We start from the raw sequence: 15,727 nt of genomic DNA on the forward strand, positions 1-15,727 counted from the left end.
ACACTCGGAATAAGTTTAGAACTATGTTATATTGGAAATAAGAAAAGTAAGGAAGTAAGGAATACAAGAAAAAACACAGAAAGAAGGAAGTTCGTGATGGAGCTATCAAAGTTAACGTCAAAAGGACAGATCACCATCCCCAAAAAAATTCGGCAGGCCTTGCAAGTGGAGGAAGGAGATCGCGTGGCATTCATTGAGGAGGACGGGTTTGTCATCATGGCGAAAGCGGATTTGAAACAGCTGCATGACCTTCAAGATATATTGAGCGATGAGACGTTCAAGACGCTCATCCACAAAGCGAATCATCATTTGTAAAAAATAAAAAGGAGGAAATAACAGATGGATATGCGAGAAGTAGATTTACCAGGAATCGGACGGAAGTTCGAAGGCATCACGACACGAGGAGATAAGGTGGTCGTCATCGTCCATGACGACGGACGACGCGAAATGCATCATTATGATGACGATGATTTTGATGAGAGCATCTCGAGCGTGACGTTCAATGATGCAGAAGCTCGTCAGATGGCAGGGATTCTCGGAGGATTATCTTATAAGCCAAAGGATCTTGAAAAAATTGAACTCGCGTTTGATGATCTCGTCATCGAGTGGTTCAAAGTCGGTCAGGATTCAAAGGTCAACAATCGAACGATTGGGGAACTCGATGTCCGTAACCAATATGACATCTCGATCATTGCAGTGCTTAAACATGACCGTTCGAAATCGTTAAATCCTGGACCAGAAACGCGCCTTGAAGCGGGAGATACGATTGTCCTGTCAGGAGAACGTCAAAACGTCCGTCACATCACGAAAGCATTATTCTCAATCGAAGGAGGCGGATAATATATGGATCATCTCATATTTGAAGTCGGTACCGCGCTTATCTTAGTGGCGATCGCGGCAGTGCTCGCGAACAGACTCAATTTCTCAATCATCCCGTTTCTGATTATTCTCGGGATGATTGTTGGACCGCACGCTCCGACAATCGGGATACTAGACTTCAAGTTCATTGAAAGTGCTGAGTTCATCAGTTTCCTCGGACGAATCGGCGTCCTATTCCTCTTGTTCTATCTCGGACTCGAGTTCTCGATCGGTAAGTTGATCCGGTCTGGAAAATCGATCGTCACGAGCGGAACGATCTATTTATCGATTAACTTTACAGGTGGTTTACTCTATGGATTCATCGCCGGATTCCCACTCTATGAAGTACTCGTCATCGCCGGAATCATTACGATCTCCTCGAGTGCGATCGTGGCGAAAGTCCTCGTTGATCTCCGCCGGACTGGTAACACGGAGACGGAATTGATTCTTGGAATCATCATGTTCGAGGACATTTTCCTCGCTGTCTACTTGTCGGTCTTATCGGGACTGCTTCTCGGTGGTGGGACGACATTACTCGCATCCCTCACATCGATCTTGATCGCCCTCGGCTATATGTTGTTGTTCTTCATCGTCGCTCGGAAGGCAACACCGCTTTTGAATAAGATGCTGAAGATCGCCTCGGATGAAGTCTTCATCATCGTCGTCTTTGCTGCCTTGTTCTTCATCGCCGGATTCTCGGAAACGATTCATGTTGCAGAAGCAATCGGGGCGTTGTTACTCGGCCTCGTCTTCTCAGAAACCGACCAAGGTGAGCGGATCGAACATCTCGTCGTACCATTCCGTGATTTCTTCGGTGCGATCTTCTTCTTCAGTTTCGGATTGAGCATCGATCCGACGATGTTACTTGACGCCGTCTGGCTCGCACTCGGTGCCGTCGTCATCACGATCATCGGGAACTACGTGGCGGGTATGATTGCGGGACGTAAAGCAGGCTTGTCACACAAAGCATCCTCAAACATCGGCTTGACGATCGTCTCGCGCGGGGAGTTCTCGATCATCGTCGCGAATCTCGGAATCGCCGGTGGATTGATGGATATCTTGTCACCATTCTCTGCTTTATATGTCTTGATTCTCGCCATTCTCGGACCGTTGATGACGAAGGAATCAAAACGGATTTACAACGTCATGAATAAAATCTTCAAGTGGACGGAACCAAAAGCGAAAAAGACGAAGAAAAATGCCTGACTGATATAAACGAACAACCGGTTCGCTTTCCCGAACCGGTTGTTGTTGTTTAAGTCAAGACTTTATACGTCGCCATCAGGAATTGTCCCGAATGGCGACTCGCTGTCAAACGAAGATTGGTTTCATTCGTTCCTTCCGGAAACAGCGGGATACCTGTTCCAAGGATGACAGGGGCGATCGCCAGTTCAATCGAGCGGATGCGCTTTAAGCGCAACGCTTCTTGAATCAACTCGCCACCACCGATCAGCCAAACGTTACCTTCGATCGTTGGCGAAATCCGGTCGAGCAGTTGATCGAGCGGTTCATCCGTATAGGTGACCGTCTCAGACGTTCGTTGCGTCCGGCTATAGATATAACTCGGAATATCTGCGTAAGGGTATGTCTCGCTGAGTTGTAGGACTTCATCATATGTTTTTCGTCCCATGATGACGGCACCGACTTGATCATAGAACGCTTGATAACCATTATCCCCGTCTCCGGCAACGGCAAATAACCAATCAAGTGAACCATCGAGTCTGGCAATTTTCCCGTCAAGACTACAAGCGATATAAAGAACGGTCGTAGGTTGTGACATCCATAATTCCTCCTTTTGCATCGTGTGACTTCATCTTAGCGTATAATGACGACAAAAGATGTCGTTATTTGAGGAGGAAATGTATGAATACGAGACAATGGCGTTTAGTCCGCTTGTTAAACCGGGGGGAACACTTCTCTGCACGGATGCTTGCGGAAGAATGTCAGGTGTCGATCCGGACGATTCAACGGGACATGACGGTACTTGAAGCAAATGGTTATCCGATCTACAGCGAACCAGGCGTAGCGGGGGGTTACCGGATGCTGCCGCACCGGAACATGCCGCCACTCGTCTTGACGGATGAAGAGACGATTGTCTTATTCATCCTTCTGGAATGGGTCGGACAGATTCCCGATTTTCCATTCGGTACGATTCGACAGGAAGTCGCTGAACGCTATGCGAACGAGTTACCGAAAATGACGGAGCAACAGATTGTAAAATGGAAAGACCGCTTTCGCTTTCAAACGGTCGACACACCACCGTCGCCGCAAAATCCAGCGTTACTCGACTTGTTAGAGAGCGGACGGATGGGGAATATTCTGTATGAGACGACAAAAGGACAACGCATGATCGTCGTAGATCCGATTGGTTTATCGTTCGAACAGAATCGCTGGTACTTCTATGGACAGACGAATCGAGGGTATCGCCAGTTCCGTGTTGATCGGATCAAAGACGTGACGCTTCATGAGTTGCCAGCAACCGAGTTAACCTTTTCAGATTTGGAACAAGACATGACACGTGTACCGATGACGACGGTGAAACTGGAAGTATCACCATTAGGCGAACGGTTGCTAGAGGGGATTTTACCGATTCAGTCGGAACGAACATGGTTGGTTCCGGAAACCGAACTGCCGTATCTCGGACGCCAATTGATGCGGCTCGGTCCGGAAGTGCGAGTCCTTGAACCACTCGAACTCCGGGAGCAGTTGATTCGTCAAGCAGAAGAAATGATTGCTGTGCAACGGTCCGATAAGGCGTTCGGACAGGATTGATTAAAAAACTATGTTAGGATATAGGTAGAAAGAAACAATAGAGGAAGGGGTCTTCCATGGAAACACTATCATTGATTTTATTGATGCTTGCGCTTATTTTATTGACGCAAGTCATCGGACATTACATCCGTTTCATCCCAACGGCGTTGATTCAAATCATTGCCGGAACCGTCGCCGCTCTCCTGATGAGTGGCTTGACAATCGAGGTCGAATCCGAGTGGTTCCTCCTCTTATTCATCGCACCGTTACTTTACAACGATAGTTCTCACTTCCCACGAGAAGATTTATGGCGGATGCGGACAGCGATCTTCGGGAACGCGATCATTCTCGTCTTGTTGACGACGATCGTCGGAGGGTACTTCATCAACTGGTTGATTCCAGTTATTCCAGTCGCTGCTGCCTTTGCTTTAGCTGCGATTTTATCGCCGACCGATCCGATTGCCGTCAACGGGATTGCGAAACGTGTCCAGATTCCAGAACAGATTCTGACGCTCGTCCGTGGAGAATCGCTGATCAATGACGCATCGGGACTCGTTGCGTTCAGTTATGCGGTCGCTGCTGTCGTCACGGGGTATTTCTCGCTTCAAAGCGCAACGACTGAGTTCTTCTACATGTTCATCGTCGGAGCATTGATCGGATTGACGATTTCACTCGCGATGAACTTTCTCAAGGTTCGCTTGCGTCGCGCCGGCATTGAAGATGTCGTCTTTTATGCCTTATTGCAAATTTTAACGCCATTCATCATCTTCTTCATCGCCGAAGAAGGGTTTCACGCGTCAGGCGTCATCGCCGTCGTGACAGGTGGTATCTTGCATGCCTTGATCAAAGAACGGACGGAAACGTTCTTTGCACAAGAGCAGACGTTGACGGATAACATCTGGACGATGATTGCGTATACGTTAAACGGGATTATCTTCTTATTGCTCGGTTTGACGTTGCCGGAAGCGACACGCGAGATTTTTGCAGATGATGCGATCAACAACTGGCGTCTCATGCTATATGTCATCGAAATCGGTTCATTCATTCTCGCGATCCGTCTCGTCTGGACGATGTTCTTCAATTGGTTCGATCATCGGTTCTTTAAAAAAGAGGACCGCGATCATCGTCGACCGTCCTTCAAACAAGATTTAATCACGACACTGGTCGGGGTTCGCGGAACGATCACGATGGTAGGGGTCTTGTCATTACCGTTCTTGACGGAGTCCGGCGAAGCCTTCCCGGAACGCTCATTGATCATCTTCCTTGCAGCGGGTGTCATCATCTATACACTCGTTCTCGCAACGATTCTCTTACCGGTCTTGAACCGGGGAGAAGCGTCAACACCGATTGCACTCGACTTGAACGCTCAAAAACAACGAATGATTCGCCGTGCAATCTCAGAAATCAAACAAGTGACGGACGAAGATAATGCGGTCGTTGCGTTTGATCTCCTTAATGAGTATCATGTCATGCTTCGGTTACTTCGGGCACAGGAAAAAAGTCAGGAAGAGCTCGATCAATTCAATGATCAATTGAAAGCATTGCGACTGGAAGCCGTCCAGTGGGAAAAGGAAGAATCAAAACGTTTCGTCGCTGAGCACAAGGTGCCGGATCTGTTGAAGAAGGATGTCTTCCGCTCGATCGAAAACCGTCGTAAGGCGATCGGCAAGGATTCGCGTTTCCAAATCGTCCAACCGATTCGTAAATTGTGGTGGAAACGGAAACGATCGAACATGTCGTCTGATGCGTTGATTCAAATGACACAAGTCGAGCATGAACTGTATGAAAAGGTAATGGGCACAGTGATCGAACGTCTCGAGAATTGCCGCTCATCGTACCCACCAGACGTCGTTCAAAGTGTGCTGGAATTCTATAAACGACTTCGCTTCAAACATACGCGTTGGTCGTCACCAATCGGTGGCAAGGACGTCGATCAGCAAAAAGAAGAACTTTGCTTGAAAGCGATCGAAGTTCAGCGTCTTGAAATCGCGAATATGTCGAAAGAAGGGGATCTCTCGAACGAAGAGGAGAAGGAATTACGTCGCTTCATTCACTACATCGAGAGTGTCGTTCTCTACGAATACGTCGAATAACAACGAGACTGTTCGTTTGTCACATATTTAAAAGGAGCACGTTTTCTCTGAAAAAGAGAATCGTGCTCCTTTTGTGCGTCTTGATTTAAATCATGTATAGCGTCTTTTGGACTGCGTAGCGTTGATGGTCGTGAAATAGATGTTCGATTGCTTCAACCGGGTCGATCCATCGTAAGGCATGATCATCCTCGATTGGACTTTGAATTTTCTGCCCAGCATCGCAACGATAGAACTGCCCTTCATTCAAATAATATGTCGTTTCATTTTTTGAATAGAAATATTGATTGGCTCGTCCGATGAAATCACCGATTTCGACGTCCATCCCCGTTTCTTCTAGTACCTCTCTTGTAAGACAGTCTTTATACGTCTCATAGGTCTCGATACCGCCACCTGGAAGAAACAACATACCGTCCTTTTTTTGAATGACGGCGATTTTACCTGTTTGAGGGTCGCGCATGACCGCATAAACAGCAGGTCTCGTGATGTAGTGTTGGTTCTGTTGTCTCTGCCCGAATGTGATGACATCCATTGTTTAATCACTCCTTTTCGTATAATCATTTGAATTCAATCATACCTTACAAAATAGTATGTAAGCATCAGCCGTACAAAAACCCCTCATTTCGATTTAGAAATGAGGGGTTACCTATGAATAAAGATGGTTCGTTTCAAACGAAATGTCTGATGGATTAACCGAGCGACAAGTATTTGACTTCGAGATAATCTTCGATGCCGTAGACGCCACCTTCACGGCCAAGACCACTCTCTTTATAGCCACCAAATGGGGCTTGTGCAGCTGATGGCGCACCATCGTTCAGACCGACGATCCCGTATTCGAGTCGTTTTCCGAGCATCAATGCTTCATCGATGCGTTCAGAGAACGCGTAAGCCGCAAGTCCGTATGGTGTGTTGTTCGCCCGTTCGATGACTTCATCAAGCGTCTCAAAGACAGAGATCGGTGCGAGCGGACCAAACGTTTCTTCCTGCATGCAAAGCATATCTTCAGTGACATTGGCAAGCACGGTCGGTGTGACGAAGTAGCCGACAGATTCGTCAATCGTACCACCAGTCAGGATCGTTGCTCCTTTTGCGACAGCGTCATCGATGTGTGCTTTGACTTTTGCGACGGCTTTCGCATTGATTAATGGACCAACTGTCGAGTCAGCGTCCATCCCATTACCGACTTGCAGTTGTTTGACGGCTGCTGTGAATTTTTCCGTGAATGCATCAAGTACAGATGCTTGCACATAGAAGCGGTTCGTCGCGACACACGCTTGTCCACCATTTCGGAATTTCGAGCGCATCGCGCCTTCGACGGCTTTATCGAGATCCGCATTTTCCGTGACGATGAAGGGTGCGTGACCACCGAGTTCAAGTGATAGTTTTTTCATCGTATCGGCTGCTTGACGCATGATCAATTTCCCGACGGCTGTTGAACCTGTGAACGTGATCTTCCGGACACGGGAATCGGCTTGCCAGACACCACTGATTGTTGCCGCGTCACCTGTTAGGACATTGATGACACCTTTAGGGATACCTGCTTCTTCTGCTAATTCAAAGAGGCGAAGTGCTGTAAACGGTGTTTCTTCCGATGGTTTAAGGACAATCGTACAACCCGCTGCAAGAGCCGGTGCAAGTTTACGTGTGATCATCGCTGCCGGGAAGTTCCATGGTGTGATCGCTGCGACGACACCGACTGGTTCTTTTTCGACGAAGAGTCGTTTTCCTGGAACAGAAGCCGGAATCGTTTCACCGTAAATCCGGCGTGCTTCTTCAGCGTACCAACGGACGTATTGATTGCCGTAATCGACTTCACCGAGTGCTTCGACGTACGGTTTCCCTTGTTCTGTCGTCATGATCCGGGCGAGTTCCTCACGGTGTTCGTTGATCAAGCGATACCAGGCATCGACTAAATTCGCACGTGTGTCTGCAGTTTCGTTTGACCACTTGACGAATGCTTCGCTCGCTGCATCAACGGAACGTTGTGCGTCTTCCGCTGAACTTGCCGGAACATGTCCGAGCAGTTCTTTCGTTGCTGGGTCGTAGACCGGAATCGTTTCTGTTGTGTCGTACCATTCACCATTAATTAAGTTCTTTTCTATCATCTTGTTGCACCTCCGTGAATTTCATTACGTCCTCCATTAAACACCTCAAGATGAAGGAGCGGAAGTTCCGCTTTGGATGGACAGTCATAACGAAACGGAATGACTCAAAAAAGTAGTTAATCGACTGAACAATCGGGAACAGTTAGAATAGAGGGGAATGAAAACGTCAAAATTGATGAAGGGGTCGAAAAACATGAGACGAAACTGGATCATTGGCGGTGTGGCGCTGAGTCTGCTACTAAGTGGATGTGGGGAAAGCGAAGTCAGCGAGAAAAAGTCGGAAAAACCACGAGAGACACAGCAAAAAAGACAAGCTTCGCAACAGGCATACATAGAAAAGACGATACAGCGTGCTGATCGTTACGCTGCCCAGTACGATTATGACCGGGCGATCAAAGTGTTGAAACCCGTCCGCACAAAAGAGACGAAACAGAGGGAAGAGGAATACGAACAGAAAAAGCAGGCGCTCCTGCCTGTGACGAAACCTGTGCCACATCTCTTTTTCCATTCATTGATTGCTGATCCAAACCAAGCATTTGACGGTGACCGGAAGGAAGCGGGATACGATGATTACATGGTGACACAACAGGAGTTCGAACGGATCTTGGATGCGTTGTACAAAAACAACTACGTACTCGTCCGACCAACAGATTTAGCAAAAGAGGTGAACGGGAAGATCGTCGAGACACCCGTCCGTTTACCAAAAGGAAAACACCCGCTCGTGCTCTCGCAGGACGACGTCAATTATTACGAATACATGAAAGGCGATGGATTTGCGAAGAATTTAAAAGTGAAGGATGGCAAAATCGTCAACGCGATGGTTGGAAAGCCGGATGATGCCTATGATCTCGTACCAATCGTCGATGCGTTCGTCCAGTCGCATCCTGACTTTTCCTATAAAGGAGCAAAAGGGTTGCTTGGTATCACAGGTTATAACGGGGTGCTCGGGTATCGTTCCTCCTACAATCAATATGGACACAATAAACAGGTCGAGACGGCACGAAAACAAGCGAAACAGACCGCCATCGCATTAAAAGAGGACGGCTGGCAGTTCGCGAGTCATACGTACGGACATATTTGGGTCGGAAAAGAATCAGTCGCGACGATTCGTGCGGATCTTAAACGCTACAAACAGGACGTTGCTCCGCTGATCGGAAAAACGACGCAACTGATTTATCCATATGGCAGTGATGTCGGGGATTGGCATGAGTATTCGGGTGAGAAATATCGTTTACTCATCGATAGCGGTTTCCGTTATTTCTTCAATGTTGATGCGAGTCAACATGCGTGGAAACAAGTTGGACCCGACTACTTCCGCCAAGCTCGAATCAACGTTGATGGGATTCGTTTACGTCAAGCCGTTGCTGGAAAGACGAGCGTCCTCGATCCATTCTTTGATGCGAAAGAGGTCTTTGATCCAGCACGACCGGAACGGAAGTGACATGGTCCTTCGATTGATCAACTAGCTAGTAGTGAGAGGAGAGCTTTTCCTCTTTGACGGTAACGTTCTAGGTGATTGCTCAATTCCTCGTTTGAAACGATAGAATCAGATAAAAGATTAAATGTTTGTCGAACGAAATGAAAATTGAAACAACCCGAAAGCCAGAGTAACGATTTAAGTCGAACAAAATCATCGTGATCAAAAATATTCATGTCATAGTTTTCTAAAATCGTTTGCGCTAGTTCAGGGGACACGCTAAAAGAATGAATCCCTTCATTACGTGCGTACCATTTAAGGATCCATGCGAGGTCTTGTATACGATCAGAGTAACCGATATGCTCATGATCAACGATTCCGACGATATGATTGTTCTTCCATAATATATTTAGTGTATTGAGGTCTGTTGATAATACAGGTAGCACATCGTTCTTCAATCTGCGTTGTGCCTGATAGATATGGAACTGGACGAGATCGAGATAGTTACCTAACCTTTGTTGGTCTATTGAGGTGATGACAGTACCCAACTTTGATAGATCATGATGCCATTTTTGGTAGGCGACGGTATGGTCAACGACCGGAAAAGAAAATTGTGAATCGACCGGTATATCATGTAGCTGACTGAGCAACGCACCCATTTTTGACGCAGATGATTTAGTTTGTGCAGTAATATGTGTGCCGTCTATCCAATCAAAGAGGACACAGCGCCATGCTTGACCAGCATCATCCCGAATCAATGAAAATGTATTTGAGTCAGTTGTCGGTTGGACGCGTTTCATGAAGGGGAGTCCGTGTGCACGTATCCTATCAGTTGCGTATAATTGCTGATTCAAATCAGATGCAGAGGCAAGTTCTGTCTCAGAACTATATCGATCATCCGCAAGAAGGCGTAAAGAATAAGCGTTACTATTACAGATTATTCGATAATGTTTGTCACCATGAATTCCGAAAGTCGATAAAGAGATTGAATGATCTAGAGCAGAATCATATGAAATCCCAAATCGTGATAGAGCGATCGAAATCAATTGATTATCTTCAGGACACATAGTTCACGCTCCTCAAACGGTATAGCTCAAAACGGTAGTGGCTGCGTCCCGTCCTGATCCGTAAAGTGATAGGTCTTCGCGAGATCGGCAACGAAGACGGCTTGTCCAGAATAACGGCTAACATCGTCATCCGCCATCAGCGCTGTAACGGCTCGTCCGATATAGGTCGTCGATTCAGTCGCGGCACTCGCGAAACCGGCATCGACAACCCGTTCCGTCCGCATGAAACCGGGGCAGAGCGCGATAACGGAGATGGTCGTCTGAGCTAACTCCTGCGCCATGACGTGCGTCATCCGATTAATCGTTTGCATCGCCAAATCATAATAGAGGTTTCCCGCCATCTGATTTGGAGTGAATGACGTCAAATTGATGACGAGCGCAGCTGGACTTTGTTGTAGCAATGGCATCGCAGCCCGAATCGTCCACAAATACGCTTTTGGTCCGGCAGACATCATCGCGTCCCAATGTTCCGGTGGTCGCTCCCAAAACCGTCGTCCGGTTCCAGACGGCAAGTGGCTTTCCGAACCACCGAACACGCAGTTGACGAGGAGATCGATTCGACCATGTTGGTGCTGAATCTGCTGAATCAGACGATCGATGTCCATTTGATTCGTATGGTCACAAACGACGGGAATGCCAAGTCCGCCGCGTGCTGTGACACCAGCAGCTGTCTCTTCGATCGTCTCTCTACGGTTGTCCGTTGTCTGTTCATTCGTACTCCGTCCCGTGATGTAGACAATCGTTCCAGCGTCACCCAAGGCATATGCGATGCCACGTCCGGCACCACGGGAGGCGCCAGCGACGAGTGCAATCCGTTTTGACATGATGAAACTCCTTTCAGATACGAGAAGACGGATGGGCAGATGCGCATCCGTCTTCTTCTGTCTTTAAAAACCTTTAATCGTCATCCCACCATCGACATAAAGCGTTTGTCCGGTCACGTAACGGGCTGCAGCAGACGATAAGAAGACAGCTGGTCCAACCAGTTCTTCTAATTCACCGACTCGACCGAGCGGTGTCACGTCAACGATCTCTTGCAGGTATGTAGGATCTTCCAGCAATGGTTCTGTTAATGGTGTCTTAAAATACCACGGTCCGATTGCATTGACGCGAATATTTTGTGGTCCCCATTCAAGCGCCAGTACTTTCGTCATCTGAATCATTGCCGCTTTTGTCGTCGCATACACGACACCGGTCCGTAAGGCGACGTGACCAGCAACCGAGGCGATGTTCAGAATGCTTCCACCTGTCTCCTGCATCCGTTTACCAACTTCTTGAGCAAAGAAGAAGGCGGATTTCAGATTAGTCTGTTGGATCGTTTCCCACTCGTCTTCCGTCACATCGAGTGCCTTCGAGCGAATGTTCATTCCAGCGTTGTTGACGAGCCCATCAATCTGCGTTACTTGTTCGTAGACACGAGCTACCGTCTCGACGACTTGTTTCCGGTCAGTGATGTCGCACGGGAAGATGTAAGCCGTTCGACCGAGTCGTTCGATTTCTTGTGCCGTCTCCTTCAAATCCCGTTCCGTCCGGGCGACGAGAATGATGTTAGCACCGGCTTCTGCCATCCCGATGGCGAGCGCGCGTCCGATGCCTCGTCCAGCTCCAGTGATAAGAAATGTCTGATCGGTTAACGAAAAACTTGGAAGATACATGATGTCACGTCCTTTTATTGAGAGTCACCACTTACTCTAATGAAAAATTGACTGAAAAGAAAGAAAAATCACTCCATAGCAAAGTGGAGATGGTAAAATATTGAAAAGGAGGGATGAGATGAAGCGTGGTTTAGTTGTGACATTATGTATAGCACTCGTGAGCCTTGCTGCGATTCAACTAGTCGGTACAGAAGTCTATCGTTATTTCTTTTATGATCCGGCAACCTATCAAGCCCGATTTATGGTTGATGGAGGCGGAAAGGAAGAAGGAAAACCGACCAAGCAAAAAATGGACATCCAAAGCGGGGGATTTGCGGATAAGGATGCATTAGGAGTTGTTACCTTTTACGGTGTCGTCGGTCTTGTCATACTACTGACTGTCCTCTTCAGTGTACGTTACTTCTTGAAGCGTTTGCGAAAACGACGCAGACGAGAGACTGTAATCGACGATTTAATGGAGCCGCCGACGGTGTTTTCCCCAAATCGTTCGATACGACAAACACTTGTTGGTGAAGAATCAGAGTCAGAGATTCGCCGTCTGTTACAAACGTTCGATCGAAAACTGACACGACAAAAACGCCGCCGCTCCGAAGAGACGGTCGGCGAATGGTTACAACGAATTGATGTCACGCTCGATCCATCGATCTATCATCTCGTCCGGTACGGTGAGACACCGGACTCGGCGATTTCACAAGATCAGGTCGATGTTCTGAGACATGAACTACAAGTGCACCTTCAGCGCGATTGACCGAGCAAATCAAGCAGGATCGCATGATGGGAGGCGTCTCGTGAGATGAGTGACAATTCGCGGACGACATCAAATCCGTCGACCGGTAACGTCTTGATTTCAGGTGACAGTCCATCTTGAAAAATCTCCGGCAATAGAGCGATACCCAGTCCTGCACGGATGAAACCGAGGACGCTCGATCCAAATTCCATCTCGTTTTCTGCTTGATAGACAGCACCTCTATCGATGAACGCGTCCTTTAGGATGTTCGTCGAATCGCAATCGATCGGAAGCGATAAGAAAGAGGCGTCACGAATTTGCTCAAACGCCACAGACGTACAGCCTATAAATCGTTCATCGTCTTGATGCACATAAAGCAAAAAGTTCTCCGTATACAAATGCGTCGTATGATACGGATGGACATGGTGACGATCGTCGAGTAAGACAGCATCGTATCGCCGTTCTTCAAGACCTTGCATCAAATCGATCGTCGTATGCGCCGTCTTTAATTTGAGATCCGGGGCCGCCGCTTGACGCGAGACGTGACGCGGGAGATACGTCATCGCGACGCTTGGCCATGATCCGAGTGTCAACGTCGTCCGTTCGTCAATCGTACCGATCCGTCGTTTCATCTGATCGATCCGGTCAAGCAGTTCACGACTCTCTTCAAAGACGATTTCGCCAGCTGTCGTCAACGTAACACCATGTGCTGAACGGTGTAACAACGAGGCTTCAAGTGCACTCTCAAGACTTTTGATTTGTTTACTTAACGCCGGTTGCGTCATATGCAGTACTTCGCTTGCTTTCGTCAGGCTACCGGTCTCCGCGGTGACGAGGAATGCTTCCATCCATTCAGTCTTCATTGGTTCACGCTCTTTTCATACAAGTTGTTTAGAACTTACGCCATTTGAACGCATCTGACAATCATTTTGCATTTTTTATATTCTTGGTTTGGAATATTCTGAATTGGGAATATATAAAATAAAGAGGTGAACGGATATGAATGATCGGATACCAATACGATTCTCAGCTCTCGGAGACGCGACACGGATTCAACTCATCGAAGCGTTACGAAATGGTCCTCGCTCCGTCAATGAGTTAGCTGAACAACTACACTTACGCCAACCGCAAACCTCGAAGCATTTAAAGCTGTTGCTTGACGCGGAACTAATCACTGTCGAACGGCAGGCGAATCGTCGCTTGTATAGCCTTCGCCCAGAAACGTTTCGAGAGCTCGTCATGTGGAGCAACTCGCTTGCACAAATGGAAGCCCGCATGCATCGTCTAGACGCACATTTGAAGCAGATTCAGTCGAACGTGAAGGGAGACGGGACGAATGAAAAAGGAATTGAAGACCTCGATTGAGGGGAAGACTTTACGAATGGAATGGACATGTGAGGCTCCTCGAGATAGTGTCTTTGCTGCATTCACAGAAAAAGAGCAACTCGAAGCGTGGTGGGGACCGGAAGGCTGGGAGACGATGATCAAGACGTTTGAGTTTCAACCAGGTGGTGTATGGCATTATTGCATGCGCTGTGTTGATCCGGCGCAAGGTGACTTTTACGGCATGGAGTCGTGGGGAAAAGCGATTTTCAGACACATCGATGCTCCGAACACGTATAGTCATGCCGATTATTTCTCGGACGCGTCAGGAGCGATCTCTGAACATTTGCCAGGAAGCGAGAATGTTACGACATTCCTCGACCACGGGGAGACGACGTTGATCGTCTTCGAGTCGACCTATGAGACAGAAGCAGCCGTGCAAGAAGTACTCGGTATGGGGATGAAGGAAGGCTTTACGTCGCAACTGTATCGCCTTGAACGATTATTAACAAAACGTTGAGAAGGAGTCGGTGAGGGATGCGGAAGCTCAGTCTTATAGTATGTCTGCTTTGTTTAGCCGGTTGCGGAAAATATACGATGGAAGAGGCGAAGGAGAATGGCGACATCATCGTCCAGAAGGATGTTACGAACAGCGACCGATTCGAGTCCTTTTTGAAGAAGTCGAAGCAAGGGGAATCGGATCAGATTCGCATCACGGCGTTTACGACTGAAGGCGACCCGGTGTTGTATGACGTCAAGTATGATGGCAAGTCGTATCACTATACGTCCGATTCATCGCGTGATCAGTTCGGTACGACAGACGATGATCGTAAAAACGAAGTCTGTCGACAACTCGACAAGACGATCGTGAAGCAGAAGGCAACCTATACGTTACGTAAATGCGCTGAAGGAGCGGATCATGAGCTCTTACGATTGCCAAAACAATAATCAAAAAGGATCGTGTCCCGTCGAATCAATCAGCGGGCACGATCCTTTTTATTCGCTGTCGAGCCGACGTAAGGCTTCGCGCCAACTGGAGAAGCGTTCAATCAACAATGTCAGTGAAGGTGCTTGGTGCGCACGCGCCCACTTGGCATATTGCTGACTCGTCAGAAGCGGTCCATGTGTGGCAGCAGCTTGTTGAAGAGCGTCTAAGCAGTCTTGATCGGTGAAGAAGCCGTTCGAGGTGAGATCGAAGTGTGCCAAGGCATTTTTCCAGGTGCCGAACCGACGAATGATCGTATTCGCACTCAGCATTTCTGGGTGTAGATCCCGCAATTCCGTGTAGGAGCGAATCGTCATGTTCGTTCCTTTTTGTGCGACATAAAAAGCGACGCTATCTTCGATCGACCACCGCTTCGTTCGCTTGACCGCGGCGGGACGGTTCAACGTCATGCGTTCTTTCGTCGATAAATGGGAAGTCTTGACGATTCCAGCTCGTTCTAACAAGTGTGCCCACGAACCGAATCGGGCATTGATTTCTTCAAGCGAAGGGTAAGGAAGTTGAGCTGCTAACTTTTGATAATGGGTAGCTTTCATAGGTGAATGGTGCATTTGATGAAGACCTTGAATCAAGCGGATGATCTTCTCATCCGTTGCTAAGGTGGAAGTGGAAGTCGGATGTTGACGCATGCAAGATATCTCCCTTTTGAATGGTTGTTTCAATTAAAGGCTAGTGTAGCATGGGCGATTGCGAGAACATACTAACAATATCGTAAGGTAAGAAAAATAGCG

The 15,727-nt window shown here is 47.8% G+C and carries 18 protein-coding genes; 10 read left to right on the forward strand and 8 right to left on the reverse strand.

The window, feature by feature from the left end; all coding sequences use genetic code 11:
• Positions 1-96 precede the first annotated feature (96 nt).
• The 3 genes from KNQ18_RS05790 to KNQ18_RS05800 are packed head-to-tail and all read left to right on the forward strand — an operon-like array spanning position 97 to position 2,064.
• The gene (locus KNQ18_RS05790) at positions 97-315 is read left to right on the forward strand and encodes an AbrB/MazE/SpoVT family DNA-binding domain-containing protein (protein WP_023468485.1); all 219 of its coding nucleotides are present in this window, start codon (positions 97-99) and stop codon (positions 313-315) included.
• A 24-nt stretch (positions 316-339) separates the two neighbouring features.
• Positions 340-840 (forward strand): cation:proton antiporter regulatory subunit, encoded by a 501-nt coding sequence (locus tag KNQ18_RS05795; protein WP_023468484.1) that lies wholly within the window; start codon positions 340-342, stop codon positions 838-840.
• 3 nt (positions 841-843) lie between these two features.
• A complete protein-coding gene (locus KNQ18_RS05800) occupies positions 844-2,064 on the forward strand; it encodes a cation:proton antiporter (protein WP_023468483.1) in 1,221 nt (406 codons plus the stop codon).
• Between the two features lie 49 nt (positions 2,065-2,113).
• On the opposite strand, the gene KNQ18_RS05805 is transcribed toward KNQ18_RS05800, so the two are convergent.
• A complete protein-coding gene (locus tag KNQ18_RS05805; protein ID WP_215084031.1) occupies positions 2,114-2,638 on the reverse strand; it encodes a dihydrofolate reductase family protein in 525 nt (174 codons plus the stop codon).
• Between the two features lie 83 nt (positions 2,639-2,721).
• Here KNQ18_RS05805 and KNQ18_RS05810 point away from each other — a divergent pair, with 83 nt between their 5' ends.
• Together KNQ18_RS05810 and KNQ18_RS05815 are read left to right on the forward strand one after the other, a co-directional pair.
• The gene (locus KNQ18_RS05810; RefSeq protein WP_215084033.1) at positions 2,722-3,630 is read left to right on the forward strand and encodes a helix-turn-helix transcriptional regulator; all 909 of its coding nucleotides are present in this window, start codon (positions 2,722-2,724) and stop codon (positions 3,628-3,630) included.
• A gap of 56 nt (positions 3,631-3,686) precedes the next feature.
• Complete coding sequence (locus KNQ18_RS05815; RefSeq protein ID WP_215084035.1) at positions 3,687-5,702, forward strand: Na+/H+ antiporter; 2,016 nt, start codon at positions 3,687-3,689, stop codon at positions 5,700-5,702.
• Positions 5,703-5,787: 85 nt separating this feature from the next.
• Here the strand turns inward: KNQ18_RS05815 and KNQ18_RS05820 are convergent, their stop codons facing one another.
• A complete protein-coding gene (locus KNQ18_RS05820; RefSeq protein ID WP_215084037.1) occupies positions 5,788-6,231 on the reverse strand; it encodes an NUDIX hydrolase in 444 nt (147 codons plus the stop codon).
• A 157-nt stretch (positions 6,232-6,388) separates the two neighbouring features.
• Entirely contained in the window at positions 6,389-7,804 is a 1,416-nt protein-coding gene (locus tag KNQ18_RS05825) for an NAD-dependent succinate-semialdehyde dehydrogenase (protein WP_215084039.1), read from the reverse strand.
• 193 nt (positions 7,805-7,997) lie between these two features.
• Between KNQ18_RS05825 and KNQ18_RS05830 the strand changes: the two genes are divergently transcribed.
• Positions 7,998-9,245: a polysaccharide deacetylase family protein gene (locus tag KNQ18_RS05830; protein ID WP_251133301.1), complete on the forward strand. Its 1,248-nt coding sequence runs from the start codon at positions 7,998-8,000 to the stop codon at positions 9,243-9,245.
• A 17-nt stretch (positions 9,246-9,262) separates the two neighbouring features.
• Here the strand turns inward: KNQ18_RS05830 and KNQ18_RS05835 are convergent, their stop codons facing one another.
• From KNQ18_RS05835 to KNQ18_RS05845, 3 genes are all read right to left on the reverse strand, one after another.
• On the reverse strand, positions 9,263-10,288 hold the full coding sequence (locus KNQ18_RS05835) for a phosphotransferase (protein WP_215084041.1): 1,026 nt from the start codon (positions 10,286-10,288) through the stop codon (positions 9,263-9,265).
• 26 nt (positions 10,289-10,314) lie between these two features.
• Positions 10,315-11,112, reverse strand: coding sequence for an SDR family NAD(P)-dependent oxidoreductase (locus tag KNQ18_RS05840; protein ID WP_215084043.1), 798 nt, complete (start codon positions 11,110-11,112; stop codon positions 10,315-10,317).
• A 63-nt stretch (positions 11,113-11,175) separates the two neighbouring features.
• The gene (locus KNQ18_RS05845; protein ID WP_215084045.1) at positions 11,176-11,943 is read right to left on the reverse strand and encodes an SDR family NAD(P)-dependent oxidoreductase; all 768 of its coding nucleotides are present in this window, start codon (positions 11,941-11,943) and stop codon (positions 11,176-11,178) included.
• A 118-nt stretch (positions 11,944-12,061) separates the two neighbouring features.
• Here KNQ18_RS05845 and KNQ18_RS05850 point away from each other — a divergent pair, with 118 nt between their 5' ends.
• Positions 12,062-12,691 (forward strand): hypothetical protein, encoded by a 630-nt coding sequence (locus KNQ18_RS05850; RefSeq protein ID WP_215084047.1) that lies wholly within the window; start codon positions 12,062-12,064, stop codon positions 12,689-12,691.
• Here the strand turns inward: KNQ18_RS05850 and KNQ18_RS05855 are convergent.
• The gene (locus KNQ18_RS05855; RefSeq protein ID WP_215084049.1) at positions 12,679-13,533 is read right to left on the reverse strand and encodes a LysR family transcriptional regulator; all 855 of its coding nucleotides are present in this window, start codon (positions 13,531-13,533) and stop codon (positions 12,679-12,681) included. The two genes, KNQ18_RS05850 and KNQ18_RS05855, sit on opposite strands and share 13 nt — an antisense overlap.
• A 136-nt stretch (positions 13,534-13,669) precedes the next feature.
• Here KNQ18_RS05855 and KNQ18_RS05860 point away from each other — a divergent pair, with 136 nt between their 5' ends.
• The 3 genes from KNQ18_RS05860 to KNQ18_RS05870 are packed head-to-tail and all read left to right on the forward strand — an operon-like array spanning position 13,670 to position 14,941.
• Positions 13,670-14,035 (forward strand): ArsR/SmtB family transcription factor, encoded by a 366-nt coding sequence (locus KNQ18_RS05860; RefSeq protein WP_055968349.1) that lies wholly within the window; start codon positions 13,670-13,672, stop codon positions 14,033-14,035.
• Complete coding sequence (locus tag KNQ18_RS05865) at positions 14,007-14,513, forward strand: SRPBCC family protein (RefSeq protein WP_215084051.1); 507 nt, start codon at positions 14,007-14,009, stop codon at positions 14,511-14,513. The genes KNQ18_RS05860 and KNQ18_RS05865 overlap by 29 nt, the downstream gene beginning before the upstream one ends.
• 17 nt (positions 14,514-14,530) lie before the next feature.
• A complete protein-coding gene (locus tag KNQ18_RS05870) occupies positions 14,531-14,941 on the forward strand; it encodes a DUF4362 domain-containing protein (protein ID WP_215084053.1) in 411 nt (136 codons plus the stop codon).
• Positions 14,942-14,989: 48 nt separating this feature from the next.
• Here KNQ18_RS05870 and KNQ18_RS05875 read toward each other — a convergent pair whose 3' ends face one another.
• On the reverse strand, positions 14,990-15,625 hold the full coding sequence (locus KNQ18_RS05875) for a homing endonuclease associated repeat-containing protein (RefSeq protein WP_214770343.1): 636 nt from the start codon (positions 15,623-15,625) through the stop codon (positions 14,990-14,992).
• Positions 15,626-15,727 lie beyond the last annotated feature (102 nt).

Source organism: Exiguobacterium sp. s78, assembly GCF_018618985.1.
Lineage (GTDB): Bacteria > Bacillota > Bacilli > Exiguobacteriales > Exiguobacteriaceae > Exiguobacterium_A > Exiguobacterium_A abrahamii.